The sequence below is a fragment of the Streptomyces yangpuensis genome (genome assembly GCF_001005295.1).
Lineage (GTDB): Bacteria > Actinomycetota > Actinomycetes > Streptomycetales > Streptomycetaceae > Streptomyces > Streptomyces yangpuensis.
On record NZ_LBMK01000004.1, the window covers coordinates 62609 to 88581 of the forward strand.

25 protein-coding genes and 1 tRNA gene are annotated in these 25973 nt (G+C 72.3%); 15 read left to right on the plus strand and 11 right to left on the minus strand.

The genetic code is table 11. The features are described from left to right. Positions 1–234: 234 nt before the first annotated feature. Both AAT21_RS21700 and AAT21_RS21705 read right to left on the minus strand, forming a co-directional pair. On the minus strand, positions 235–1356 hold the full coding sequence (locus AAT21_RS21700; RefSeq protein ID WP_046778641.1) for a C40 family peptidase: 1122 nt from the start codon (positions 1354–1356) through the stop codon (positions 235–237). Positions 1357–1564: 208 nt separating this feature from the next. After that, complete coding sequence (locus tag AAT21_RS21705; RefSeq protein WP_200904445.1) at positions 1565–2392, minus strand: class I SAM-dependent methyltransferase; 828 nt, start codon at positions 2390–2392, stop codon at positions 1565–1567. A 229-nt stretch (positions 2393–2621) separates the two neighbouring features. Here AAT21_RS21705 and mshA point away from each other — a divergent pair, with 229 nt between their 5' ends. The 3 genes from mshA to AAT21_RS21720 all read left to right on the plus strand — a co-directional run bounded on the left by mshA (position 2622) and on the right by AAT21_RS21720 (position 5515). Next, on the plus strand, positions 2622–4007 hold the full coding sequence (mshA, locus tag AAT21_RS21710) for a D-inositol-3-phosphate glycosyltransferase (RefSeq protein ID WP_046778643.1): 1386 nt from the start codon (positions 2622–2624) through the stop codon (positions 4005–4007). After that, positions 4000–4518: a type III secretion system chaperone family protein gene (locus AAT21_RS21715; protein WP_046778644.1), complete on the plus strand. Its 519-nt coding sequence runs from the start codon at positions 4000–4002 to the stop codon at positions 4516–4518. The genes mshA and AAT21_RS21715 overlap by 8 nt, the downstream gene beginning before the upstream one ends. Before the next feature lie 130 nt (positions 4519–4648). After that, entirely contained in the window at positions 4649–5515 is an 867-nt protein-coding gene (locus AAT21_RS21720; RefSeq protein ID WP_046778645.1) for a DUF4396 domain-containing protein, read from the plus strand. Between the two features lie 26 nt (positions 5516–5541). Here the strand turns inward: AAT21_RS21720 and AAT21_RS21725 are convergent, their stop codons facing one another. Then, positions 5542–6867, minus strand: a complete 1326-nt coding sequence (locus tag AAT21_RS21725) for an MDR family MFS transporter (protein ID WP_046778646.1) — start codon at positions 6865–6867, stop codon at positions 5542–5544. Between the two features lie 152 nt (positions 6868–7019). Between AAT21_RS21725 and AAT21_RS21730 the strand changes: the two genes are divergently transcribed. Continuing rightward, complete coding sequence (locus AAT21_RS21730) at positions 7020–7781, plus strand: phosphoglyceromutase (protein WP_046778647.1); 762 nt, start codon at positions 7020–7022, stop codon at positions 7779–7781. 133 nt (positions 7782–7914) lie between these two features. Here AAT21_RS21730 and AAT21_RS21735 read toward each other — a convergent pair whose 3' ends face one another. Beyond that, on the minus strand, positions 7915–8511 hold the full coding sequence (locus AAT21_RS21735; RefSeq protein ID WP_046778648.1) for a DUF2867 domain-containing protein: 597 nt from the start codon (positions 8509–8511) through the stop codon (positions 7915–7917). 97 nt (positions 8512–8608) lie between these two features. Between AAT21_RS21735 and AAT21_RS21740 the strand changes: the two genes are divergently transcribed. After that, positions 8609–9169, plus strand: coding sequence for a TetR/AcrR family transcriptional regulator (locus tag AAT21_RS21740; RefSeq protein ID WP_037924682.1), 561 nt, complete (start codon positions 8609–8611; stop codon positions 9167–9169). Positions 9170–9556: 387 nt separating this feature from the next. Here AAT21_RS21740 and AAT21_RS38170 read toward each other — a convergent pair whose 3' ends face one another. Both AAT21_RS38170 and phoU read right to left on the minus strand, forming a co-directional pair. Continuing rightward, the gene (locus tag AAT21_RS38170) at positions 9557–9706 is read right to left on the minus strand and encodes a hypothetical protein (protein WP_167350612.1); all 150 of its coding nucleotides are present in this window, start codon (positions 9704–9706) and stop codon (positions 9557–9559) included. Positions 9707–9896: 190 nt separating this feature from the next. Continuing rightward, complete coding sequence (gene phoU, locus AAT21_RS21745) at positions 9897–10574, minus strand: phosphate signaling complex protein PhoU (RefSeq protein ID WP_046778649.1); 678 nt, start codon at positions 10572–10574, stop codon at positions 9897–9899. Positions 10575–10791: 217 nt separating this feature from the next. Between phoU and AAT21_RS21750 the strand changes: the two genes are divergently transcribed. Together AAT21_RS21750 and AAT21_RS21755 are read left to right on the plus strand one after the other, a co-directional pair. Further along, a complete protein-coding gene (locus AAT21_RS21750) occupies positions 10792–11982 on the plus strand; it encodes a sensor histidine kinase (protein WP_046778650.1) in 1191 nt (396 codons plus the stop codon). 41 nt (positions 11983–12023) lie between these two features. Next, on the plus strand, positions 12024–12704 hold the full coding sequence (locus AAT21_RS21755; RefSeq protein WP_030387286.1) for a response regulator transcription factor: 681 nt from the start codon (positions 12024–12026) through the stop codon (positions 12702–12704). A gap of 113 nt (positions 12705–12817) precedes the next feature. Here AAT21_RS21755 and AAT21_RS21760 read toward each other — a convergent pair whose 3' ends face one another. Continuing rightward, positions 12818–13513, minus strand: coding sequence for a lipoprotein (locus AAT21_RS21760; protein ID WP_046778651.1), 696 nt, complete (start codon positions 13511–13513; stop codon positions 12818–12820). A 625-nt stretch (positions 13514–14138) separates the two neighbouring features. Between AAT21_RS21760 and AAT21_RS21765 the strand changes: the two genes are divergently transcribed. From AAT21_RS21765 to AAT21_RS21790, 6 genes are all read left to right on the plus strand, one after another. After that, positions 14139–14621 carry a CarD family transcriptional regulator gene (locus AAT21_RS21765; protein WP_003953493.1) on the plus strand — a complete coding sequence of 161 codons (483 nt, stop codon included), beginning with the start codon at positions 14139–14141 and terminating at the stop codon, positions 14619–14621. Positions 14622–14934: 313 nt separating this feature from the next. Further along, complete coding sequence (gene ispD / locus AAT21_RS21770; protein ID WP_046778652.1) at positions 14935–15681, plus strand: 2-C-methyl-D-erythritol 4-phosphate cytidylyltransferase; 747 nt, start codon at positions 14935–14937, stop codon at positions 15679–15681. Further along, entirely contained in the window at positions 15671–16213 is a 543-nt protein-coding gene (gene ispF, locus AAT21_RS21775; protein ID WP_046778653.1) for a 2-C-methyl-D-erythritol 2,4-cyclodiphosphate synthase, read from the plus strand. The genes ispD and ispF overlap by 11 nt, the downstream gene beginning before the upstream one ends. A gap of 93 nt (positions 16214–16306) precedes the next feature. Next, positions 16307–17707, plus strand: coding sequence for a cysteine--tRNA ligase (cysS, locus tag AAT21_RS21780; RefSeq protein WP_046778654.1), 1401 nt, complete (start codon positions 16307–16309; stop codon positions 17705–17707). A gap of 101 nt (positions 17708–17808) precedes the next feature. After that, a complete protein-coding gene (rlmB, locus tag AAT21_RS21785) occupies positions 17809–18780 on the plus strand; it encodes a 23S rRNA (guanosine(2251)-2'-O)-methyltransferase RlmB (protein WP_046778655.1) in 972 nt (323 codons plus the stop codon). A 142-nt stretch (positions 18781–18922) separates the two neighbouring features. After that, complete coding sequence (locus tag AAT21_RS21790; protein ID WP_079025869.1) at positions 18923–20440, plus strand: DoxX family protein; 1518 nt, start codon at positions 18923–18925, stop codon at positions 20438–20440. Between the two features lie 401 nt (positions 20441–20841). Here AAT21_RS21790 and AAT21_RS21795 read toward each other — a convergent pair whose 3' ends face one another. The 3 genes from AAT21_RS21795 to AAT21_RS21805 form a co-directional block, all read right to left on the minus strand. Continuing rightward, positions 20842–21600: a nucleotidyltransferase family protein gene (locus AAT21_RS21795; protein ID WP_046778657.1), complete on the minus strand. Its 759-nt coding sequence runs from the start codon at positions 21598–21600 to the stop codon at positions 20842–20844. Between the two features lie 28 nt (positions 21601–21628). Continuing rightward, a complete protein-coding gene (locus tag AAT21_RS21800) occupies positions 21629–22042 on the minus strand; it encodes a hypothetical protein (RefSeq protein ID WP_046778658.1) in 414 nt (137 codons plus the stop codon). 203 nt (positions 22043–22245) lie between these two features. Further along, positions 22246–23334 carry an ABC transporter ATP-binding protein gene (locus AAT21_RS21805; protein WP_046778659.1) on the minus strand — a complete coding sequence of 363 codons (1089 nt, stop codon included), beginning with the start codon at positions 23332–23334 and terminating at the stop codon, positions 22246–22248. A gap of 156 nt (positions 23335–23490) precedes the next feature. Between AAT21_RS21805 and AAT21_RS21810 the strand changes: the two genes are divergently transcribed. Further along, a complete protein-coding gene (locus AAT21_RS21810) occupies positions 23491–24159 on the plus strand; it encodes a hypothetical protein (protein WP_046778660.1) in 669 nt (222 codons plus the stop codon). Positions 24160–24238: 79 nt separating this feature from the next. Then, a tRNA-Thr gene (locus AAT21_RS21815) sits at positions 24239–24316 on the plus strand. 61 nt (positions 24317–24377) lie between these two features. Here the strand turns inward: AAT21_RS21815 and AAT21_RS21820 are convergent. Beyond that, positions 24378–25763, minus strand: a complete 1386-nt coding sequence (locus AAT21_RS21820) for an NAD(P)/FAD-dependent oxidoreductase (protein ID WP_046778661.1) — start codon at positions 25761–25763, stop codon at positions 24378–24380. Positions 25764–25973 lie beyond the last annotated feature (210 nt).

Sequence of the window (25973 nt, forward strand, 5' to 3'; positions counted from 1 at the left end):
GCGCAACCAGGGCCGTACGTTCGCGCCATGCCCGCACGCGCCGAGCCGAGGAGACACCCCCCGGCGGCCCCGCACCCCCACCCCTCTTTTCCCGCTCCGCCCCGGGACACCACCCAGCCCCGCCGGCGTTTGAGGCGCGGCCACCGGCCCGCACCCGGAAAACCACCGCACCGCCCGGCCAGGGCAACGGCACCGCCCGGCCAGGGCAGAGGCGGCCAACCATCGCCGGAGGCGTTACGCGTCGGGGCGGACCACCGCCTTGATCGGCATGGAGCCCGCGCCCGCCATCGTGATGTTGCGGCCGGGGCGCGGGGCGTGGACCATCGCGCCGTCGCCCACGTACATACCAACATGGCTCGCGTCGTCGAAGTAGATGATCAGATCGCCCGGCCGCATGTCCTTGAGCGCGATCTTCGGGAGCAGCCGCAGCTGCTCCTGCGAGGTGCGCGGGATGCCGCGCCCCGCCGCCCGCCAGGCCTGGGAGGTCAGCCCGGAGCAGTCGTAGGAGTCGGGGCCGACGGCGCCCCATTTGTACGGCTTCCCTATCTGCGCCGTGGCGAACTGCACGGCCTGCTTGCCGGCGTCCGTCGCCTTGCCGTTGACGTCCTTCATCGCACCCGTGGACAGCCACGCCGTCTGCGCCCGGTACTGCGCTTCCTGCTCCAGCTGGATCAGCCGGGCCTTCTCCTCGGCCTCGAGCTTGCTCTCCAGCTCCTCCGCGGCCTTGATCTTCTCCTCGATCTGCTTCTTGGACTCCTCCTGCTTGACCCGGTTGGCCTCCAGCTTCTGCCAGCGCTCGCTCGCCTCCTCCGCGTAGCGCTGCAAGTCGGTTTGGGTGCGGTCCAGTTCGGACAGGAGGTCGGAGGCGGCCTTCTCGCCCTGGCGCAACCGGCCCGCCCCGTCGAGGAAGTGGTTCGGGTCCTCGCTCAACGCCAGCTTCGCGCCCGGCGGCAGGCCGCCCGAGCGGTACTGCGCGCGGGCCGCGGCGCCCGCGCGGCTCTTCAGCGTGGCGATCCGCTCCTTGCCGGCGACGATCAGGTTGGCGATCTCGACGATCTTGTCCGACTGGGCCTTGGTCTCGGCCTCGGCGAGGTTGTAGGCGTCCGTCGCGGTGCCCGCCTGCCGGTAGAGCTCCTCGATGTCCTTGCGGACCTGCTCCAGGGACTTGCCGCCCGGCCCCGGCAGAGGGGCGGCCGGAGCGCCCGGAGTCGCCGGAGCACCCGGCGCCGGCGGAGCCCCGGGCGGGGCCGGAGCCGCATACGCCATGCCCGTCGCGAGGCCCGGTGCCGTCAGCACCGCCATCGCGCACAGCAGCACGAGAGAGCTTGCGCCTCGTCGTCGCCTTACCGACCCCATGGTCCCCCCAGGCACCCGCGTCAGACCTGGTCTCAGATCTGACTATTCATCAGTAACTTCCCACTGCCATCGGGATGGTGCCACGAGTCGATGAATTCCGACACCCTTGTGGATACCGTTTCGATCTTGTCTGCCCCAACGGACCCCGCGCCCTGCCCCTCACGGATCAACGGGGTACCCCCGACCCCGGTTCCCCACCGCACCGCATTCACCCCACCGGGCGCAACGCCTCCCAGCGCAACGTCAGTTCCCCCTGCCGCCACCGCCCCGGCCCGTCCGCCAGCGGCCAGTCCGCCGACAGCGCCCGCGCCGTGCGGATCCAGCGCTGCCGCGCCCCGTACGAGGCGTACGGGGCCGCCGCCGCCCAGGCCCGGTCGAAGTCCCGCAGGAAGGCGTGCACCGGCTCACCCGGCACGTTCCGGTGGATCAGCGCCTTCGGCAGCCGCTCCGCCAGGTCCGAGGGACGCTCCAGCGAGCCCAGCCGGGTAGCGAACGTCACCGTGCGTGGCCCCTCCGGCCCCAGCGCCACCCACACATGCCGCCGCCCGATCTCGTCGCAGGTCCCCTCCACCAGCAGCCCGCCCGGCGCCAGCCGCGCGCACAGCCGGGCCCAGACCTCCGCGACCTGCTCCTCGTCGTACTGGCGCAGTACGTTCGCCGCGCGGATCAGCATCGGCCGCTGCCCGCCCTCCAGCGGGACCTCGAAGCCGCCGTGCCGGAAGCTCAGCCCGTCCCGCTCATACGGTTTCGCCCCCGCCACCCGCGCCGGCTCGATCTCGATGCCGACCACCCGCACCCGCGGCGCCGCGTCCCGCAGCCGTGCCAGCAGCTCCACCGCGGTCCAGGGCGCCGCCCCGTACCCGAGGTCCACGGCCACCGGGTCCCCCGCACGCCGCAGCGCCGCCCCGTGGGCGAAGGCGATCCAGCGGTCCATCCGGCGCAACCGGTTCGGGTTCGTCGTCCCGCGCGTCACCGAGCCCACAGGACGGCCGGAGGCGCGGCTGGGTGACGGTGACGGGGTACTGCGGGAGGCCATGAGCCGAGGGTAAGCGGAGCGCCCGCACACCGTGAAAAGCGCCCGGCGCCCCGGGAAAGCGCCGAGAAACACGAGGAACGCGCAGGAAAACCGGGCACCCCGGAATGCGGGGGACGGCCATCCGGGTTGCACTCCTTGCAGGGCGCCCTACGCGCCCCCGCAGTCATGCCGTCCGTCATGTCGTCCGAGCGTCGCGCGCGCACCGTCCGAGCCGAGAGGAACAGCTTCCTTGAGCCAGTACGTGTCCCGCCTCGGCGGCAGTCTCAGCGGGCGCCTCGCCGCCGCCCGTGCCGCCACCCGTCACGAGCCGCCCCGGCTGCGCCTGCCTGCCGTCGGCCACCACCGCAAGCCGCGCCGCGTGGCCATGCTCAGCGTGCACACCTCACCGCTGCACCAGCCCGGGACCGGCGACGCCGGTGGGATGAACGTCTACATCGTGGAACTGGCCAGGCGGCTCGCCGCGATCAACATCGAGGTCGAGATCTTCACCCGCGCCACCACCGGCGGGCTGCCGCCGGTGGTCGAGCTGACGCCCGGCGTCCTCGTACGGCACGTGGACGCCGGCCCCTACGAGGGCCTCGCCAAGGAGGAGCTCCCGGCCCAGCTGTGCGCCTTCACCCACGGCGTGATGCAGGCCTGGGCCGGCCACCGCCCCGGCTACTACGACCTCGTCCACTCCCACTACTGGCTCTCCGGGCACGTCGGATGGCTCGCCGCCCAGCGCTGGGGCGTACCGCTCGTCCACGCCATGCACACCATGGCCAAGGTCAAGAACGCGGCGCTGGCCGAGGGCGACACGCCCGAGCCCGCCGCCCGTGTCATAGGCGAGACCCAGATCGTCTCCGCCGCCGACCGGCTCATCGCCAACACCGCCGAAGAGGCCGACGAGCTCGTGCGGTACTACGAGGCCGACCCCGCCAAGGTGGCCGTCGTCCACCCCGGCGTGAACCTCCAGCGCTTCACCGTCGGCGACGGCCGGGCCGCCGCCCGCGCCCGCCTCGGCCTGCCGCAGGACGCCGTCATCCCGCTGTTCGCCGGACGGATCCAGCCGCTGAAGGCCCCCGACATCCTGCTGCGCGCCGTCGCCGTCCTCGTCGACCGGGACCCCTCGCTGCGCCGCCGCCTCTTCGTCCCCGTCGTCGGCGGCCCCAGCGGCAGCGGCCTCGCCAAGCCCGAGGGCCTGCAGAAGCTCGCCGCGAAGCTGGGCATCGCCGACCTCGTGCACTTCCACCCGCCGGTCGCCCAGGACGGGCTCGCGGACTGGTTCCGCGCCGCGTCCGTGCTGGTCATGCCGTCCTACAGCGAGTCCTTCGGGCTCGTCGCGATAGAGGCCCAGGCCGCCGGCACCCCGGTGCTGGCCGCCGAGGTCGGCGGACTGCCCGTCGCCGTCGACGACGGCGTCACGGGGATCCTCGTACCCGGGCACGACCCGGCGGACTACGCGCGCCAGCTGCGCCGCTTCGTCGACGATCCCGCGCTCGCGGACCGGATGGGGGCCGAGGCGGCACGGCACGCGCAGTTCTTCGGCTGGGACACCGCGGCGAGCGGCACGGCCGACGTGTACACGGCGGCGATGCACGATCATCGCCGTCGCGTACGCTCCCACCATGGCTGACACCGCCGAGATCATCGAGAGTGCGCTCACCGGCGCGGAGCTGGACTGGGAGAGCCCCGCACCGGGCTCCTACGTCGTCACGCTCCCCGGCACGCGCAAGCTGAGCACCACCTGCTCGATCCGGGTCGGCCGGCATTCGCTGTCGGTCAACGCCTTCGTGATCCGCCATCCCGACGAGAACGAGGCGGGCGTCCACCGCTGGCTGCTGGAGCGCAACCTCAAGCTGTACGGGATGGCGTACGCGGTGGACCGGCTCGGCGACATCTACCTGACGGCCCGCCTGCCGCTGTCGGTCGTCACCCCGGAGGAGCTGGACCGGCTGCTCGGGACGGTGCTGGAGGCCGCGGACGGTTCGTTCAACACGCTGCTGGAGCTGGGCTTCGCGAGCGCGATCCGGCGCGAGTACGAGTGGCGGGTCTCGCGCGGTGAGCCGACCTTCAACCTCGACGCCTTCAAGCACCTGACGCGGCCGCAGGGCGAGCCGGCCGGCCCCGGCGGCCCGACCGGCTGACGCCCGGCCGGCTGAGGCGATCGGCCGGCGGGCGACCCGGCTGACGCGATCGGCTGACGCGGCGCACCGGACGGCGGGCGCGGGCGTGTCGGCCCGCCCGTCCGGCCCCGGGAACCCGCACCGTGGCGGGATGAGCGGGACCACAGCCGAAGCACTGATGTACGCCTGGTTCGCCCTGGCCCTCCTGTCCGCCGGCTACGTCGCCCACGACGCGTTCACCGCGAACCCCGAGCTCACGGTGATGAAGTGGGGCTGGGTGCTGGTGACCCTCTACATCGGCCCGGTGGGCGCCGCGCTGTACGTACTGTCCTGCAAGGAGCCGCGGCCGGGGACCCACGAGCGGTTCGTGGCGCCGCTGTGGAAGCAGGCGCTCGGCTCGACCATCCACTGCGTGGCCGGCGACGCGACCGGCATCATGGTGGCGGCCGTCGTCGCCTCGCTGCTCGGACTTCCGCCGTGGGCCGACGCCCTGTTCGAGTACGCGGTCGGCTTCGGCTTCGGGCTGCTGGTCTTCCAGGCCCTGTTCATGCGCGACATGCTCGGCGGCAGCTATCTGCGGGCCGTCCGCTCGACGGTGTACGCGGAGTGGCTGTCGATGAACTGCGTGATGGGTGCCATGGTCGCGGTGAACGTGATCGTCCGCAGCCAGGTGCCGGGCGCCCGCGACGTCGGCGACGTGCGGTTCTGGGCGACCTTCTCGCTCGCGGTGCTGGCCGGCCTGGCCTGCGCGTACCCGGTCAACGCGTGGCTGGTCGCCCATCATCTGAAGCACGGGATGGGAACGGTACGGGCTCTGGGCGCGGGCGGCGAGCCGCTCCCGGCGGCCCCGGCCCCTGCCCCGGCCCCTGCCCCGGCCCCTGCCCCGGCCCCGGCCATGACGATGGCCATGCCGGAGACCGGGGTCACGGGGGAACAGAAGGCCGCCATGGCGGTGCTGACGGTCCTCTTCCTCGCGGCGGGCGTCCTGCTGGCGGCCCTCTTCGGCCACCTGGCCTGACCCCGGCCGGGGCGCGCCCCGAGCGGTCAGTTCGGTGCGGCGGGGAGGGGCTCCGGCGTCCGGGAGGCGGTGGGCGTCGGGCCGCCGGATGCCGCCGGGGCCGTGTCCGGGGCGTCCGAGGGGAGGTTCCGCATCAGGAGCCAGTAGCCCACCGCCGCCCCGGTTCCGAGGACTGCCGTGGCCGCCCAGAGCCAGTTCGCCCCCCACCGGTCGATCATGAAGCCCGCCATCAGCGGCGCCACCAGCGCGGCCACCGACCAGGACATCGTGTAGACGCCCTGGTAGCGCCCGCGCCCGTGCACCGGCGAGAGCCGCACGACCAGGCCCATCTGGGTCGGCGAGTTCACGATCTCGGCGAGCGTCCACACGCACACCGTCAGCGCGTACGCCCACACCGGTCCGGCGAAGGCCGTCAGCGCGAAGCCGTAGCCGGCCAGCAGCGCCGAGACCACCAGCAGCTTCTGCGGGTCGCGGTGCTCGATGAGGCGGGTGACGGGGATCTGCAGGACGACGATCAGCAGGCCGTTCACCGCGATGACGAGCCCGTAGTCCCCGGGGGAGAAGCCGGCGGTGCCCATCGCGACGGGCAGGCCGACCGACCCCTGCGTGAAGATCAGCGAGATCAGGAACGACAGGCCGACCACACCCATGAACCGCCCGTCGCGCAGCACCGTCCCGAGGCCGGTCTCCGGCTCCGTCTCCGCGCCCGCGCCGCTCTTGTCCGGGGAGGCGCCGGACCCGGCGGCCGTGCCGCGCTCCGGCCGGGACTCGGGCAGCTTGACGTAGACGAGCACCGCGCAGACCAGCGTGAGCGCCGCCTCGCCCAGGAAGCCGGCCAGGTAGCTGTACTCGGCGATCAGGCCGGCCGCGGTCGCGCTGATGGCGAAGCCGAGGTTGATGGCCCAGTAGTTGAGCGCGAAGGCCCGTACGCGGTCCTCGGGGCGGACGATGTCGGCCATCATCGCCGCGACCGCCGGGCGGGAGGCGTTCGAGGTCATGCCGACCAGGAGGGCCACCGCCGCGATCGCCGCCGGATGCTCCATGAACCCCAGCAGTGCGACCGAGAAGGCCGTCGAGGCCTGCGCCGCCAGCAGGGTGGGGCGCCGCCCCAGCCGGTCGGTCATCACGCCCGCGACGAGCGAGGAGACCACGCCGCCCAGGCCGTGGAGGGCGACGACGAGTCCCGCGAAGGAGGCCGAGTAGCCCCGGTCCAGGGTCAGGTACAAGGTCATGAAGGTGGCGACGAAGGCCCCGAGGCGGTTCACGAGGGTGCTCGTCCACAGCCACCAGAACGCCCGGGGCAGGCCCGAGACGCTCTCCCGCGCGGCCCGTCTCAGACTGTCAGCGGACATACGGAATCCCCCCGAGGGTGTAAGTGTCGCTCTGCCGATGTGCACATTACGAGCGGGTGGGCTCCGGGCGCCAGCCGATTGACGCCCGCCGTCAATCGGCGGGACCCGGCACCGCGCGCGGGCGCGCCCGGGCGTCCATTAGGCTCGTACGCATGGCCGACGCACCGTACAAGCTGATCCTCCTCCGCCACGGCGAGAGCGAATGGAACGCGAAGAACCTGTTCACCGGCTGGGTGGACGTCAACCTCACCGAGAAGGGCGAGAAGGAGGCGGTCCGGGGCGGTGAGCTGCTGAAGGACGCCGGCCTGCTGCCCGACGTTCTGCACACCTCGCTCCAGAAGCGCGCCATCCGCACCGCGCAGCTCGCGCTGGAGGCCGCGGACCGCCACTGGATCCCGGTGCACCGCTCCTGGCGCCTGAACGAGCGCCACTACGGCGCGCTGCAGGGCAAGGACAAGGCGCAGACCCTCGCGGAGTTCGGCGAGGAGCAGTTCATGCTGTGGCGCCGCTCCTACGACACCCCGCCGCCGGTCCTCGAGGACGGTACGGAGTTCTCGCAGTCCGGGGACCCGCGCTACGCGTCGATCCCGAACGAGCTGCGTCCGCGCACCGAGTGCCTCAAGGACGTCGTCGAGCGCATGCTGCCGTACTGGTACGACGGCATCGTCCCGGACCTGCTGGCGGGCCGCACGGTCCTGGTGGCCGCGCACGGCAACTCCCTGCGCGGTCTGGTCAAGCACCTCGACGGCATCTCGGACGCCGACATCACGGGCCTGAACATCCCGACCGGCATCCCGCTCGTCTACGAGCTGGACGCGGACTTCAAGCCCCTCAACCCGGGCGGCACCTACCTCGACCCGGCCGCCGCCGCGGCCGCCATCGAAGCCGTCAAGAACCAGGGCAAGAAGAAGTAGCCACCACGATCGAGCCCCTGACCTGCGCGTACGGCGTGGGTCAGGGGCTTTCGTCCGCTCCGGTTGCACTGTGGGCCCCGGTGTCCTCTGTCCGGTCGGATCCGACGGTGGGTCGCGCCGGGACGCCCGGGGGTCAGTTCGGGGTCGCCGTCGGCGTGTTCCTGCGCCATTCGGCGCCGATCGAGCGGAGGAGGGCCGGGTAGACGCCCAGGTAGCGGAAGGGCTTGATGGCCAGCATGTAGGCCGCGCCCAGGAAGCCGTTGGGCTTCACCAGGACCGTCATCTGGCCGCGGTGGCCGCCGTTCCCGTCCGGGACCCAGCCGATGTGCATCACCCCGTGCATGGTCCTGTTGGCCATCTCCGCCGCCCACTCGTCGTGCGTCTGGTAGACGGAGGTGAAGGGGACGGCGGCGAGGTCCGGCCCGCGCTCCCCCTCGCGCAGATCCGCCGGCAGCCGGTCGCGGAGCGTCGGCACCCGGGAGCGGAGGCCGCCCTCGGGTTTGTCCCAGCCGAGCAGGGCGCCGAGCTTCCACCTGATCGCGAAGAGCGCCCGTCCGACGGGGGAGGGGACGGGGTCCCCCGTGCCCTCCGCGAACTGGCGCACCAGGCGCGCGAGGTCGTCGGGTCCGCCCGGTGTCGGGAGCGCCCACACGTCCTCGATCCGGAAGTCGCCCGCGATCTCGTGGATCCGCCAGGGGCGGGAGGTGTGGGCGGTGCTGGGGAGTCTCATGAGCAAGCCCCTATCTATACGATGCCGTATAGATCGAGGCTAGCACCCTTCTATACGGCACCGTATAGAAGGGTGGGTGGACGAGGAGGGACACGGCATGGGTGCGACCCGCACGCCACGCGGCAAGTGGATCGAGGAGGGGCTGCGGGCGCTGGCCGCCGGCGGCCCCGAGGCCGTCCGGGTCGAGGTGCTGGCGCAGGCGCTCGGCGTCAGCAAGGGCGGCTTCTACGGGTACTTCGGCAGCCGCGGCGCGCTGCTCACCGAGATGCTCGACACCTGGGAGCGCGAGGTCACCGAGGCGGTGATCGAGCTGGTCGAGAGCGGCGGGGGAGACGCCAGGGCCCGGCTGGACCGGCTGTTCACGATCGTCGCCTCCTACGAGGAGGGGCCGGTGGTCGGCGTCGACGCCGACCTGGCGATCCGCGACTGGGCCCGGCGCGACGAGGCCGTCGCCGAACGGCTGCGCCGTGCGGACAGCCGGCGCATGGAGTACCTGCGCTCGCTGTTCCGCGCCTTCTGTGCCGACGAGGACGACGTCGAGGTCCGCTCCCTGATCACCTTCTCGCTGCGCATCGGCTCGCACTTCATCGCTGCCGACCACGGCGGCCGCAGCCGCGCGGAGGTCATGGCGCTGACCCGCAAATGGCTCCTGAGATAGGCGATCCGGACGCCCCCGGTCGGGACAGGACACTGCCTGGCCGGGGTAGGTGTGGAAGGCGGCCAGGGTGTGGTCCGGGCCGTCCGCCGTGAAGTCGATGGTCACCGCGTCGGTGTCGCCGGTGCCGAAGTTGGGGGAGTCCGGGTAGGCGAGGCGGGCGTGCAGGCTGCCTTCCGGGCCGTCGAGCGCCGCTGGGTTCGCCGTACTCACTGCGCCCACCCTGCTGTTCACCGCGCCAGCCGCCGCTCGATCGATTCGAACGTGTTCAGAATCGGGGACGCGGAAGCGCCGGCCCGCGGTTCCGCCGGGCGTACGCGAAAAGGCCCCCGGCCGGCGGGAAGTCCGCAGGCAGGGGGCCTCTTCGCGTGGCCGACCGGGTGGGCCCGGTCAGCCCCCGCACTGGCAGGGGGCACCCGACTGGCAGCCGCAGCCGCAGCCGGAGCCGCAGCCGCAGGCCGCGAGCAGCGGGAGCCGCAGCGGCTCGGGCTTCGGCGGCTGCTCCTGCTCCGGGGTGATGGGTACGGGGGAATCGGGCATGGTTCCTCCTCGGCGGGGCGGTGCCCCGCGGCATACGGGACTCGTACGACTGACCGCCCTCGCCCTCATTCATGCCCAGCTCCACCGGCGCGTCAACGGCGCACGGGAGCTCGGAGCGGCCCCGCTGCCGCCGTACGCAGTGGTGCGCCACCGTAGGCCGCCGCGCGTCGTCGTATGCCGTGGTGCCGCGTCAGGCGCCTTCGATCTGCGTCGGCTGCTGGAGCTCGTCCGCGTGCTCGCCCGTCACCAGGTAGACGACGCGCTTGGCCACCGACACCGCATGGTCCGCGAAGCGCTCGTAGTAGCGGCCGAGCAGCGTCACGTCCACCGCCGTCTCGATGCCGTGCTTCCAGCGGTCGTCCATCAGGTGCTGGAACAGCGTCCGGTGCAGCTGGTCCATCTCGTCGTCGTCCTGCTCCAGCTGGAGCGCCAGGTCCACGTCCTTCGTGATGATGACCTCGGCCGCCTTCGCCATCAGGCGCTGCGCCAGCTGACCCATCTCCAGGATCGTGGCGTGCAGGTCCCGCGGGACGGCGCGGTCCGGGAAACGCAGCCGGGCGAGCTTCGCCACGTGCTGGGCCAGGTCGCCGCTGCGCTCCAGGTCGGCGCTCATCCGCAGCGAGGTCACGACGATCCGCAGGTCGGTGGCGACGGGCTGCTGGCGGGCCAGCAGCGCGATGGCACGGGCCTCCAGGTCGTGCTGGAGGTCGTCCACCTTCTGGTCGGCGGCGATGACGCTCTCGGCGAGCTTCAGGTCGGCATCGAGCATGGACGTCGTGGCCCGCCCGATCGCGGAACCGACGAGCCGGGCCATCTCGACCAGGGCTTCTCCGATCGAGTCCAGTTCCTCGTGGTACGCGTCGCGCATGTCTCGTGTCCCTCTCTCGACCTACTGCTGCGGTGATGCCCGGGGCGGGCCGGGGGCGGCCTTCTGCCCCACGTTGACACGGTGAGCCGGAAACGCGTCCGACTCCGGCACCACAAGTGAATCAACCCCGTCGCCAGGGTGAACTCTGGGCGACGACTGTTCGAGGTGCCACCCGAACGGCTGTGGAAGTGTCGTCGTGCCTGCTTAACCTGGATGCATGGACGTGAACGCGGCGGTCGCCGCAGCTGCAGCGATCGCCGGTCTGTGCACCGGCGTCATCGCGATGCTGGCGTTCCGCTGGAGCGAGCGCGACCACGCCCGCCCCACCCGGAGCTCCATGCGCCCCGACATCAACGCGGTGCTGCCGCCCGGCGTGGACACCGTCCTGTCCGTGCTCCGTTCCTCCGCCGTGGTCCTCGACGAGGGTGACGCCGTCGTCAAGGCCTCGTCCGCCGCCTACGCCCTCGGGCTCGTACGCGGCGGCAAGCTGGCGGTCGAACCCATGCTCCACATGGCCCGCGACACCCGCCGGGACGGGGAGATACGCCAGGTCGAGCTGGACCTGCCCCGCCGCGGAACCGGCCGGGGCGAGGCCCTCGCGGTCTCGGCGCGCGTCGCCCCGCTCGGCTCCCGCCTCGTACTGCTCCTGGTCGAGGACCTCACCGAGGCCCGCCGCATCGAGGCAGTGCGCCGTGACTTCGTCGCCAACGTGTCCCACGAGCTGAAGACCCCGGTCGGGGCGATCTCCCTGCTGTCCGAGGCCGTCATGGACGCCGCGGACGACCCCGAGGCGGTCAGCCGCTTCGCCGGCCGCATGCAGATCGAGTCGACCCGGCTGATCAACCTCGTGCAGGAGCTCATCGACCTCTCCCGGGTGCAGAACGACGACCCGCTGGAGGACGCCGAGCCCGTCCGTGTGGACACGCTGGTCGCCGAGGCCATCGACCGCTGCCGCCACACGGCGTCCTCGAAGCAGATCACCATGGCCGCGGGCGGCACCGCCGACCTGCGCGTCTGGGGCAACCGCGGGCAGCTCGCCGCCGCCCTCGGAAATCTGGTCGAGAACGCCGTCAACTACAGCCCCGCCCGTACCCGCGTCGGCATAGCCGGCCGCCGGGTCACGGCACCCGGAGGGGACCTGATCGAGATCGCTGTGACCGACCAGGGCATCGGCATCCCCGAAAAGGACCGCGAGCGCATCTTCGAGCGTTTCTACCGCGTGGACCCGGCCCGCTCCCGCGCCACGGGAGGCACCGGCCTCGGCCTCGCGATCGTGAAGCACGTGGCCGCCTCGCACGGCGGGGAGGTGTCGGTGTGGAGCTCGGAGGGCCAGGGCTCCACCTTCACCCTGCGACTCCCCGAAGCGGCCGCATCGGCCGCCGCCCGCACCCACCCGACCCCAGCCTGAACCAGAACCGCTCCAGCCATCCCTGCCCCGGAGGTCCTTCCGTGACCCGAGTGCTCGTCGTCGAGGATGAGGAATCCTTCAGCGACGCCCTGTCCTACATGCTCCGCAAGGAGGGCTTCGAGGTCGCCATCGCGGCGACCGGCCCCGACGGGCTCGACGAGTTCGAGCGCAACGGCGCCGACCTCGTACTCCTCGACCTGATGCTCCCCGGCCTGCCCGGAACCGAGGTCTGCCGGCAGCTGCGCGGCCGCTCCAACGTCCCCGTGATCATGGTGACCGCGAAGGACAGCGAGATCGACAAGGTCGTCGGGCTGGAGATAGGAGCCGACGACTACGTCACCAAGCCCTTCTCCTCGCGGGAGCTGGTCGCCCGCATCCGCGCGGTCCTGCGCCGCCGCGGCGAGCCGGAGGAGGTCACCCCGGCGGCCCTGGAGGCGGGCCCCGTACGGATGGACGTCGACCGCCACGTGGTCACCGTCGCCGGCGGCAAGGTGGACCTCCCGCTGAAGGAGTTCGACCTGCTGGAGATGCTGCTGCGCAACGCGGGCCGCGTACTGACCCGTATGCAGCTGATCGACCGGGTCTGGGGCGCGGACTACGTCGGCGACACCAAGACCCTCGACGTCCACGTCAAGCGCCTGCGCGCCAAGATCGAACCGGACCCGGGCGCACCGCGCTACCTGGTCACGGTCCGCGGCCTGGGCTACAAGTTCGAGCCGTAGCCCCGGGCCGGGCGTCCCCGCAGGCCGGGCATGGAGAGGGCCCCCGTCCGCAAGGGTGCGGACGGGGGCCCTTCCCGTATGCGTACGTGTACGGCGCTACGCCGCGACCTGACTCAGTGGCCCGCGGGGCGCGAGGCCGAGCCCGACGGCGAACCGGCGGGCGAGCCCGAGGCGGAGCCGGACGGGTTGGCACCGGCGGCGCCCGACGGGGAGCCCGAGGGAGTGCCGGCCGGGGAGCCCGACGGCGTGCCCGAGGGAGAGCCGGCCGGGCTGCCGGACGGGGTGGCGGCCGGGGCCGCGGACGGGCCGAAGCCCGCGTACATGCCGGTGGCCGGGACCACGAAGGCCTGGAGCTCGACGCCGCCGGTGCTGCTCAGCTGGAAGACGACCTTCTGCACGTCGCCGTTCTTGGCGGCCTCGGAGCCGTTCTCGATCACGGCGGAGGCGTTGCCCGTGCCGCCCAGCACCACGGAGCCGCCGGCCGGCACGGTGATCTTGGCGGCGCCGCCGGCCGGCTTCAGCGCGACCTTGTCCTTGCCATCCGCAAGGGTGATGCCGTCAAGCGTCTGCGCCTTGGTGCCGTTGTTGAAGACGGTCGCCGAGACGACGGCCGGGCCCTTCTTGTCCTTCTCGCCCTGGGTGATCACCAGGGCGTTCTGGATCTCGATGTCGCCCTTGGTGGCGGACGCGTTGTCCGGCTTGATCTGGAGAGTCTGCGCGTCGTTGCCCGCACCGCATGCGGCCAGCGAGGCGATCGAGAACACGACGGCGGTGGCGGCGAGGGCGCCGCGTCGAAGGCTGCGGCTCACGGCGGCGGCAACTCCTTGGACGAACGGAACGGAGGGTGGGCTCTCCCGGCAACCGCTGGGAGGTACCCCCGGAGCGGCCGATGTGAAGCCGCTCTAAGGGTGTGTCAGCGCGCTTAGGTTACCGAGCCGCCGCCCCGCCCCCGCACCCGACCCTCCGCAGGGCGGCCGCCGCCCTGGGGGCGGTCCACGATCTTGTATTCCGCCCGGGGTTCACCTTCTCGTTCACCTCGCCGATCATGTGCCGCTCGCATATCGTGCGAGCGGCCTCCGTTGATCAATTCCGGGATTCACCCGAACCCCGCCCGGTGATCAATTCGGGATTGGGCCGGAACCGCTCCCGTACGCACGCTCGCCAGCCGAACGGAGCAGTTCGGTTTCGCGACTCACAACCCGGCAAAACGGGACGTACGTCACACTGGTGGGGGTGTGAGGGAGGTGTAGCGTGGCCCTTTCGCCCGGTCCGCGCACTACCCCCGACCTGCGAATACCCCCTTCCGGAACCCTTCCGCAGCACGTTCCTGTCGGTGTTGTCAAGCCCCGAGATGTGCCCTGACCTGCGAAAACGCCATTCATAACGGTCAGTTCTCGTGTTACCCTGGATAGCCACGGAAGGGGTACCTGTCACATGACGTTCAAGGTTGGCGACACCGTGGTCTATCCCCATCACGGGGCCGCGCTGATCGAGGCCATTGAGACTCGCCAGATCAAAGGCGTGGACAAGACCTACTTGGTGCTCAAGGTCGCTCAGGGCGACCTGACGGTTCGTGTGCCTGCGGACAATGCGGAGTTCGTCGGCGTTCGCGACGTAGTCGGCCAGGACGGGCTGGACCGGGTCTTCGAGGTGCTTCGTGCACCGTATGCCGAAGAGCCGACGAACTGGTCCCGGCGCTACAAGGCAAATCTGGAGAAGCTCGCTTCTGGCGATGTCATCAAGGTCGCCGAAGTGGTGCGTGACCTGTGGCGTCGTGAGCGCGAGCGCGGGCTCTCCGCGGGCGAGAAGCGCATGCTCGCGAAGGCGCGCCAGATCCTGGTCAGCGAGCTCGCGCTCGCTGAGAACACGAACGAGGACAAGGCCGAGGCCCTCCTCGACGAGGTGCTCGCGTCCTGACGCGAGGCCCCGTGCACGGTGTGCACAGCTTGCCGCGGTGCCCGATGACAAGGTTTCTCCTCCCGGAGAGACCTGTTGCCGGGCGCTGCGGCATGTCTGTATCCGTACCTCTTGCCCTTGTGCCCCGTACCTCTTGCCGTACTCGTACTCGTACGTGTCGTAGTCGTACGTCTCACTGGCGTGCTGGGTCCGGGCTGCCTGCTCGACCGGTCGTCACGGAAGGGGCGAGGGCGTCGCACCCGGCACCCTTCAGGCCATACCCATGTCGGCCGAAGTCACAAACCTGGCTCGGAAACCTGGCTCGGAGCTACTGATGTCTGACGTAACGCGCCCCCGCCGCACCGCCGCGGTGATCCCGGCCGCCGGCCGCGGGGTACGCCTCGGGCCCGGCGCCCCCAAGGCCCTGCGGGCCCTCGGCGGGACCCCGATGCTCGTCCACGCCGTCCGCGCGATGGCCCGCTCCCGCGCGGTGTCCGTCGTGGTGGTCGTCGCCCCGGCCGCCGAAGCGGCCGAGGTGCGCCTCCTGCTGGGCGAGCACGCGCTGCCCGAGCGGACCGAGGTCCTGGTCGTCCCCGGCGGGGACACCCGCCAGGAGTCCGTACGGGCCGGTCTGGACGCCCTCCCGCAGGACGTCACCTCCGTACTGATCCACGACGCGGCCCGCCCGCTCGTTCCCGTGGACACCGTCGACGCCGTCGTCGAGGCGGTACGCGACGGCGCCCGCGCCGTGGTGCCCGCGCTCCCGCTGGCCGACACCGTCAAGGAGGTCGAGCCCGGCAGGCCGGGCGAGCCCGAGCCGGTCGTCGCCACGCCCGAGCGGGCCCGGCTGCGCGCCGTGCAGACCCCTCAGGGCTTCGACCTCGCCACGCTCCTTCAGGCCCACGCCGCGATCGCCGTCGCCGGCGAGGGCGCCACCGACGACGCCGGCATGGTGGAGCGCCTCGGCGTCCCCGTCGTGGTGATCCCGGGACACGAAGAGGCCTTCAAGGTCACCCGACCGCTCGATCTGGTCCTCGCAGAGGCCGTACTCGCCCGCAGGAGGGCCACCGATGGGTTCTAGCACCGACGCAGCCGCCGCACCCGGCGCAGCTGCTGTCCCCGCCGCCGCGCCCCTGATCCCGCTCGTCGGGATCGGCACCGACGTGCACGCCTTCGAGACCGGCCGCGAACTGTGGTGCGCCGGCCTGCTGTGGGAAGGGGAGGACGGCCTCGCCGGCCACTCCGACGGCGACGTCGCCGCCCACGCCGCCTGCGACGCCCTCTTCTCGGCCGCCGGAGTCGGCGACCTCGGCGCGCACTTCGGCACCTCCCGCCCCGAGTGGTCCGGCGCCGCCGGGGTGACTCTGCTGGCGGAGGCCGCCCGGATCGTGCGCGCGGAGGGCTTCGAGATCGGCAACATCGCCATCCAGGTGATCGGCGTACGCCCGAAGATCGGCAAGCGGCGCGAAGAGGCACAGAAGGCGCTCGCCGCCGCCGCGGGCGCCCCCGTCTCCGTGTCGGGCACCACCACCGACGGACTGGGCCTGACCGGCCGGGCCGAGGGGCTCGCCGCGATCGCCACCGCCCTCGTGTACCGGACGAACCGGGCCTGAACGCCCCCGGAAGCCGCACATCTTCGGCAACAAAGCGGCCCCGCGACCCCAAAGGTCGCGGGGCACTGCTACAGGCGCACTACCCTGGATGCCGTGACTATTCGCCTGTACGACACCAGCGCCCGGCAGATCCGCGACTTCACCCCGCTCGTTCCGGGCTGCGTCTCGATCTACCTCTGTGGCGCCACCGTGCAGGCGGCACCGCACATCGGGCACATCCGGTCGGGTCTCAACTTCGACATGATGCGCCGCTGGTTCGAATACCGCGGCTACGACGTCACCTTCATCCGCAACGTCACCGACATCGACGACAAGATCATCACGAAGTCGGCCGAGCAGGGCCGCCCCTGGTGGGCCATCGGCTACGACAACGAGCAGGCCTTCAACAACGGCTACGACGCCCTCGGCTGCCTGCGGCCCACCTACGAGCCGCGCGCCACGGGCCATGTTCCCGAGATGATCGAGATGATGCGCGGCCTGATCGAGCGCGGCCACGCCTACGAGGCCGACGGCAACGTCTACTTCGACGTGCGCTCCTTCCCCGGCTACCTCAGCCTGTCCAACCAGGAGCTCGACAACCTGCTCCAGCCCTCCGGCGAGGGCGAGACGGGCAAGCGCGACCCCCGCGACTTCGCCATGTGGAAGTCCGTGAAGCCGGGCGAGCCCTCCTGGGAGACCCCGTGGGGCCGCGGCCGTCCGGGCTGGCACCTCGAATGCTCCGCCATGGCGCACAAGTACCTCGGCGAGGCCTTCGACATCCACGGCGGCGGGCTCGACCTGATCTTCCCGCACCACGAGAACGAGATCGCCCAGGCCAAGGCCTTCGGCGACGAGTTCGCGAACACGTGGGTCCACAACGCCTGGGTCACCATGGCCGGCGAGAAGATGTCCAAGTCCCTCGGGAACTCGGTCCTCGTCTCCGAGATGGTCAAGCAGTGGCGCCCGATCGTCCTGCGCTACTACCTCGGCACCCCGCACTACCGGTCGATGATCGAGTACAGCGAGGAGGCGCTGCGCGAGGCCGACGCGGCCTTCGCCCGCATCGAGGGCTTCGTCCAGCGCGTCGTGGAGAAGGCCGGCGGCCCCGTCGAGCCCGCGAATGAGGTCCCGCCCGCCTTCGCCGAGGCCATGGACGACGACCTCGGCGTCCCGCAGGCCCTCGCGATCGTCCACACCACCGTCCGCCAGGGCAACAGCGCGCTCGCCGCCGACGACAAGGACGCGGCCATCGCGCGCCTGGCGGAGGTGCGGGCCATGCTGGGCGTCCTCGGTCTCGACCCGCTCGACCCGCACTGGGCCGGCGAGAGCGACCGCGGCGAGGACCTCCACGGCGCCGTGGACACCCTCGTACGCCTCGTCCTGGACCAGCGCGAGTCCGCCCGCGCCCGCAAGGACTGGGCGACCGCCGACGCCATCCGCGACCAGCTCCAGCAGTCCGGTCTGGTCATCGAGGACAGCCCGACGGGTCCGCGCTGGACGCTCGGCGCCCGCTGAGCCCCCGGCACCCGGAGCAGTCCGACTGTGCCGCCCGGCCTTCCGGGCGGCACACTCTTCATACGTACATATCGCAGCACCAACGAAAACAGGTAGAGGTCATGGCCGGGAACAGCCAGCGCAGGAACCGCCGCACGTCCAACAAGAAGGGCGCGACGGTCGGCAGCGGTGGCCAGCGGCGCAAGGGCCTGGAGGGCAAGGGCCCCACGCCCAAGGCCGAGGACCGCAAGAAGCACAAGGCGAACCGCATCGCCAACGCGATGGCCCGCCAGGCCGCCAAGCGCCGCCCCGCCCCCCGCCGCGGCGGCCCCAAGGGCACCAGCGAGATGGTCGTCGGCCGCAACCCGGTCTTCGAGGCGCTGCGCGACGGCGTCCCCGCCACCACCCTCTACGTCCAGCAGTTCATCGACAACGACGAGCGCGTCCGCGAGGCCCTCCAGCTCGCCGGCGAGCGCGGCAACATCAACCTGATGGAAGCCCCGCGCCCCGAGCTCGACCGCATGACCAACGGGCTCAACCACCAGGGTCTGGTCCTCCAGGTCCCGCCGTACGAGTACGCGCACCCCGAGGACCTCACCGACGCCGCCTACGACAACGGCGAGGACCCGCTGATCGTCGCCCTCGACGGGGTCACCGACCCGCGCAACCTCGGCGCGATCGTCCGCTCCGTCTCCGCCTTCGGCGGCCACGGCGTGGTCATCCCCGAGCGCCGCGCCGCCGGCATGACCGCCGGCGCCTGGAAGACCTCCGCCGGCACCGCCGCCCGCACCCCGGTCTCCCGCGTCACCAACCTCACCCGCGCCCTGCAGGAGTACAAGAAGGCGGGCATCGCCGTCGTCGGCCTCGCCGCCGAGGGCACGCACGAGGTGCAGGACCTGGAGGCGCTCGGCGGCCCGGTCGTCATCGTCGTCGGCTCCGAGGGCAAGGGCCTCGGCCGCCTCGTCGGCGAGAACTGCGACTACCTCGTGCGCATCCCGATGCCGGGCGGCGCCGAGTCCCTCAACGCCGGTGTCGCCGCGGGCGTCGTGCTGTACGAGGCGGCCCGCCGCCGCGCCACCCGGCCGCGCACCTGATCGCCTTGATCCACTTGGCTCACGGAAAGTGACACGTGAGCGTGTCACCCCGCCCGTTTCGGGCGGGGTGGCTTGATCTTGACGGGTCTCGGACAGATCCCTGATGTCAAGGCAGTGTCCTAAACACTGATCACTCGGTTAGATGAGTGTGGACACCAGAACGTCAGGGTTCGACGACCAGCCCGCGCTGAGCATGGTCAAGGTGCCGTGCGACCCCGCACAGGTCATCGTCAACCACGCCAGCTTCCGCGTGCGGCTCGCACCGAGCCCGAGCGCGCGTCCCAAGCCCGCGCAGGCCCCCGGCCGCGCGCCCGTCCTGGGCGGCGCCGTGGTGGCGGCCGCCGGGGCCACCCGCCGCCGTACCCCCGTGGTCTGGAGCGGAAAGTCCGACACCGCAGGCGCCGCCGCGGCCATGGGCGGACTGCTCCAGGCCGTACGCGGCCACGACGAGCACGACGGCGGCGCCACCCAGGTCATCCCGCGCGTCGACCTGGCCCACGACCTCGCCGAGGACACCCTGGCCACGCCGACCGTCATCGGTCAGCGCAGCTACGGGGACCCCGCCGAGACGCGCCCCCTGGCCGCCGTACGGGACCTCCCGTACGAGCAGCCGCACGGACCCGGGGCCGGCCCGGGGCCGGATTCCCGGCGCCCGCAGGCCGACAACCGCGGACAGGCCTCCTACTACCCCGGCCGCCGGATGAACCTCGGTGTCGTGCTGCTCCCGCTGCGCGTCTTCCTCGGCTTCATCTCCATCTACGCCGGCATGGGCAAGCTGTGCGACCCCGTCTACTTCGACGGCGGCGAACGCGGCTCCATGGTCACCTGGCTGCACACCCTGACCCCGTGGGCGCTGGCCGAGCCGCTGCGCGACTTCGCGCTCGCCCACCCGGTGGGCGCGGGCCTCAGCGTGGCGTTCCTCCAAGTCATCGTCGGCGTGCTGACCGTCTTCGGCCTGTGGCAGCGGTTCGCCGCCTGCTTCGGGGCGCTGCTGTCCGCCGCGCTGCTGATGACGGTGAGCTGGAAGACCGTCCCGGCGTACGACGCGCCCGACATCATCTACCTCGCCGCCTGGAGCCCGCTGATCATCGCGGGCGCGCCGGTCTACTCCCTCGACGGACGCCTCGCCGGCGAGGCCTGGCGCACGCTCGGGCCGCGCTCGGAGATCTGGCGGCTGCGCCGGCGCGTGCTGCGGCGCGGGGCCGTCATGGCGACCGTCGTGTGCGGGCTCACCCTGCTCGTCGGCTCGCTCCTCGGCGGCGCGGTCCGCTCCACCACCGTCGTCACCGTCCCCGGTCCCGGCCAGGCTCCCAGCAACTACCTGCCGGGCCGCCCGCTGCCGCAGGCTCCCGCGAAGCAGCAGCCGGCGCAGCAGCAGCCGACCCGGCCGGCGTCGCCGACGCCCTCCGCGTCCGAGCCCTCCGCCAAGTCCGGCAGGACCGCGTCGTCCTCGCCCTCGCGGGGGACGGCGGGGACCGGTTCCGAGTCGCCCGCCGCGACCCGGAGCACGACGACCGGCAAGCAGCAGACCCCGCGCAGCACGCCCCGGCAGTCCACGGCGCCGAAGTCGTCGTCGTCCTCCACGTCGGGCAGCAGCACGCGCGGGGGCGGCAGCACCGAGACCAAGCAGCCCGGCCTGATCGGCGGGCTCATCGGCTGAGCCCTCCGCCAGGGGCCGGCCCGCAGGGGCCCGGTACGCGCGAGCGTGCCGGGCCCCTGCGGTGCGTACGGCTGCGCCGTGCTTCGTGCGGTTCGGCCGACGGGCGTCGTGCGGGGCTGTGCGGGCGCGGGTGCGGGGTCGGCGTGCGGGCGGCTGCGTACGGCCACGCGGGCAGCGTACGGATTCGGTGGGGGGCGGCTGCGCCGGGCGGCGTACGGGTCGGTGACGGCGGCTGCGCCGGGCGGCGTACGGGTCGGTGCCGGGGCCTGGGGTGGCGTACGGGTCGGTGCCGGGGCCCGGGGTGGCGTACGGGTCGGTGCCGGGGCCCGGGGTGGCGTACGGGTCGGGCGGGGCCGCGCAGGGCGGGAACCGACGGATCGGTACCGGGGGCGTGCGGGGGCTCAGGGGGCCGTCTGGGCCGCCAACTCCCGTGCGGCCTCGGTGAGGTCCTTGGCCGTGTCGATCGCCCGCCAGTAGGCGCCCTGGGGCAGCGGGAAGCCCGCCAGCCGACGCTCCCTGGCCAGCCGCGGGAAGGTGGTGCGCTCGTGGTCCCCCAAGTCCGGGAGCAGCGCCGCGAATTCGGGCCCGAAGACGTACACCCCGGCGTTCACCGGATACGGCGACAGCGGAGCCTCGATGAAGTCCAGGACGTGCCCGAACTCGTTGGTCTCCACCACCCCCCACGGGATCCGCGGGCGGGCCAGCGCGAGCGTCGCGACCGCCCCGCGCTCGGCGTGGAAGGCCGCCATCTCGCGCAGCGAGAACCGGGTCCAGACGTCGCCGTTGGTCGCGTACCAGGCCCCGCCCGGGTCCGGGAGGTGCCGTGCGGCGTACTTCAGGCCGCCGCCGCGCCCCAGCGGCTCCTCCTCGACCACCGTGGTCACGCGCAGCGGCAACGGGGCGTCGGCCAGCCACTCCTGGAGCACCCCGGCCAGGTGCCCGCACGAGACGACCGCTTCGGTGACCCCTTCGGCCGCCAGCCAGGCCAGCTGGTGCCCGATGATCGGCAGCCCGGTCCCCGGGATCTCGACCATCGGCTTGGGGCGGTCGTCGGTGTACGGACGCAGCCGCGACCCCTGGCCGCCCGCCAGGACGACGGCCTGGGTGGGGGCGGCGGGGAACGCGGCTGCGGAAGGGGCGGATCGGTGGTCGTCGGTCATGGCGACCAGCGTAGGGACGGGGCGCGGGTCAGCCCATGGAGGCGACGCCCGTGGCGTACGAGGTGTCGCAGACGGGGCGGGCGAACGACTGGGCCTTCGTGGGACCGTACGCCTCGACGGCGGCGCGGCCGAGCGCCCGGGCGATGCCCACGCAGTGCTCGGCGAGCGACGGCCGGCGGTTCACCTCCTGCTGGAGGTGGGTCAGGACCTCGTCCGGCTCCTGGCCCTGCTGCAACTCGCCGACGAGCTGCGTGCGCAGCACCTCGTGGGCGGCGCGCGGCTTCGCGGGCGTGGAGACACCCTCGGCGGACGCGGTCACGAGCTGGGAGGAGGAAGTGTCCGCCCAGGGGACCATGGTGACCGCGAGGGTCCCGGACAGGACCAGGACGACGGGCAGGACCAGGGCGAGGGAACGGCCGATTCGGCGGGCAGTGTGGGTCACGAGGGCGAGAGTAGCGCTCGGTGAGGATTTGGCGACATTTAGTCACCCTGTCGGGGGATGGTTCGACGTGGTTTTTCGAATTCCGGGTTGACGGCCCCGTCCGAATGGCCCGGTCTGCCGGGGTTCCTGGGGTGCGTCGCGACAACGGACGGCGGAGGGGCGCCCCTTGACGGGACGCCCCTCCAACCTCCGTGCCGGTACGACTAGTCGGACAGTCGCTGCCCGGACGAGGTCGAGAAGACGTGGATCTCGTCGGCCCGCGGCACGACGTGCAGGCTGGAGCCCTTCTCCGGGACCTGGCGGCCGCCCACGCGGACCACGAGGTCCTGCGAGCCCTCGGCGGCCGAGGTGGAGCCGTAGACGTAGCCGTCGGCGCCGAGCTCCTCGACGACGTTCACGGTGATGGTCAGACCGCCGCTCCCGGCGACGTCGAAGTGCTCCGGGCGGACGCCGACCGTGACGGTACGGTCGCCCGCGTCGGCCGCGGCGGACAGCGCGGCGCGCGACACCGGGACGACGCTGTCGCCGAACTTCACGCCGCCGTCGGTGATCGGGACCTCGACCAGGTTCATGGCCGGGGAGCCGATGAAGCCGGCGACGAAGAGGTTCGCGGGACGGTCGTACATGTTGCGCGGGGTGTCGACCTGCTGGAGCAGACCGTCCTTGAGGACCGCCACCCGGTCGCCCATGGTCATGGCCTCGACCTGGTCGTGCGTGACGTAGACGGTGGTGATGCCGAGGTCGCGCTGCAGCGCCGCGATCTGCGTACGCGTCGACACGCGGAGCTTGGCGTCGAGGTTCGACAGCGGCTCGTCCATCAGGAACACCTGCGGCTTGCGCACGATCGCACGGCCCATGGCGACGCGCTGGCGCTGGCCGCCGGAGAGCGCCTTGGGCTTGCGGTCCAGGTACTGGGTGAGGTCGAGCATCTTCGCCGCGTCCTCCACCTTCTTGCGGATGGTGGCCTTGTCCTCACCGGCGATCTTGAGCGCGAAGCCCATGTTGTCGGCGACGGTCATGTGCGGGTAGAGCGCATAGTTCTGGAACACCATCGCGATGTCCCGGTCCTTGGGCGGCAGGTGCGTGACGTCGCGGTCACCGATGCGGATGGCGCCGCCGTTGACGTCCTCCAGGCCGGCGAGCATGCGCAGCGAGGTGGACTTGCCGCAGCCGGAGGGCCCGACGAGGACGAGGAACTCGCCGTCGTCGATCTCCAGCTCCAGCTGGTCGACGGCGGGCTTGTCGCCGCCCGGGTACAGACGGGTCGCCTTGTCGAAAGTGACAGAAGCCATGGTGATGAATCCCTTCTACCGGCAGGAACGTGCCGGACGATCCGAGTGGAAGGTCTAGTCCAGAAATCGGACTCCGCCCGACGCTACCTTCCGGAACGCCTCCTGTCAGTACCGCGGGCCTGTGGGATTGTCGGTGCGAGCTGCTTCGATGCGCCCATGAGCGTGTACGAGATCCTCCCGGCCCTTCCCGGCACCGGGACCCTGCGCGACCGGTGCCGGGCCCTGGCCGTGCTGGAGACGGTGATGGACGCCCACGACCCGTTCTTCGCGTATGCCGCCGACTGGTCGGAGACGGAGGAGGTAGCCCTGATGGACAACGGCTCCGGCGACGACTACGCCATCGTCTTCTCCGCTGCCGGGGCCTACGCGCGCGGCTTCGCCCACGAGTCGGAGATGAGCCCGTGGTGCGGCGAGGACGCCGAGGTCTGGCCGGGGCTGGTGGACGCGGTGCCCGAGGCCTTCCGGCTGTACGTGGCGGAGCCCGCGTTCTGCGACGACGACGGCGACGGCCCCGTACCGCGGGTCACCGTGGTGTTCTGGCGGGAGACGGCGGACGAGGCGTGGCGCACGGGGCCAGTGGAGGTCCCCGACGGCTACGGCGACGGCGCCCGGGAACTCTTCGAGGTGCTAGCGGCGGGCACCCCGGAGGCCTACCGCGACTTCGCCGAGGACTACCACGAGCGGCCCGTGGACCTGGACGCGATCCGCCACGTCTTCGCCCTGCGCCCCCTCACGGAGGCTGTGGTCAAGGCCCTGAACCCGGAAGCGGACCCCACCGCCGCGGCGACAGTGGCGGCGGCGACGGGATACCCGGTGGAGGGCTGACGAATGTGATGGCAGGGGGATTCTCGTGCTGTGTAGAGTGATGGCGGCTTCGCTCGCAGTACACAGCGGGTGTGCCGTTGCCTCCTTAGCTCAGTCCGGCCAGAGCAACGCACTTGTAATGCGTAGGTCGTCGGTTCGAATCCGACAGGGGGCTCCAGTGGCGGAAGGCCCCGGACGTGTCAGCGTCCGGGGTTTTTCGGCGTTCCGGGGCCGGGGCGTCAGTGGCGGCCCGAGATGCGGTCGGCCAGGCGGGCCAGGGGGGCCGTCTCCGGGGTGTGCGTGGCGGCTTCGCGGCGGTCCGCCTCCCGGTAGGCGGCGTAGAGGGCCTGCACGCCCAGCCAGCGCAAGGGCTCCGGCTCCCAGCGGCGGACGCGGTGGTTCACCCACGGCAGGGCGGTCAGCCCGGTGGACTCGCCGAGGACCAGGTCGCGCAGGGTGCGGCCGGCGAGATTGGCGGTGGCGACGCCCGAGCCGACGTACCCGCCCGCCCAGCCCAGGCCCGTGGTGCGGTCCAGGGTGACGGTGGCGCACCAGTCGCGCGGCACGCCGAGGACGCCCGACCAGGCGTGGGTGATCTCCGTACCGGTGAGGACCGGGAAGAAGGAGAAGAGCAGCTCGCGGAGGGACTCGACGGTGGCGGGCTGGGTCCGGCCGTCGTTGTCGGTGCGCGAGCCGAAGCGGTACGGGACCCCGCGCCCGCCGATCGCGATCCGGTCGTCGGCGGTGCGCTGCGCGTACATGTACGCATGCGCCATGTCGCCCAGGACCTCCCGGCCCGACCAGCCCAGCCGTGCCCAGGTCTCGGGGGACAGCGGGGCGGTCGCGATCATCGAGGAGTTCATCGGGAGCCACGACCGCTTCTGGCCCTTGAGCGCGGCGGTGAAGCCTTCCGTGCAGCGCAGGACGTACGGGGCACGGACCGCGCCGTAGGGGGTGACGGCCTTCCCCGCGGCGATCTCCGTGACCGGGGTGGACTCGTGGAGGACCACGCCGAGACGTTCGCAGGCCGCGGCCAGGCCCCGGACCAGCTTGAGGGGGTGGATACGGGCGCCGTGCGGGCTCCAGCTGGAGCCGACGGCGTCGGCGATGTCGATGCGGGCGCGGGTGGCGGCGGCGTCGTGGAGCTCGCGGTCGGTCTCGCCGAAGGCGAGCTCGGCGGCGTGGAAGGCCCCCAGGCGGCCGAGCTGGGCGGGGGTGCGGGCGACCTCGAGGACGCCGCCGCGGTGGATGTCGGCGTCGATGCCCTCCTTGGCGGCGACGTCGATGACCTCGGTGACGGTCTCGTTCATGGCCTGCTGGAGGCGCGCGGCGGCGGGCCGGCCGTGGAGGGCGGCGTAGCGGTCGCGGCCGGCGATGCCGTTGTAGAGCCAGCCGCCGTTGCGGCCGGAGGCGCCGTAGCCGCAGAACTTCTGCTCCAGGACGGTGACGCGGAGGTCGGGGGCGGCCTGCTTGAGGTAGTAGGCGGTCCACAGGCCGGTGTAGCCGCCGCCGACGATGACGACATCGGCGGTGGCGTGGGCGGTGAGGGGCGGCCGGGGTGGGGTGGTGGCCGGGGTGCCGGGGTCGGTCGCGTACCAGAAGGAAATACCGCCGTTGATCGTCATGGGGGAGTTGCTACACCCTTTCCCTCACGGGGTGCCAGGGACGGGGTGTCGCGTGGCGGGGCGGCAGGAGTGGCCTCCCGCCGATTGCCGTGTGCCCTTGCCCTGCGGGTGGCTCGGCGGCTCGGTGGTTCGGGTTGGGCTCTTGGCCGGGCGGGGGTTGGTGGGGGTCGGGGAGCGGTGCCGGTACGGGGTGTCTCCTCGGCTCGGCGC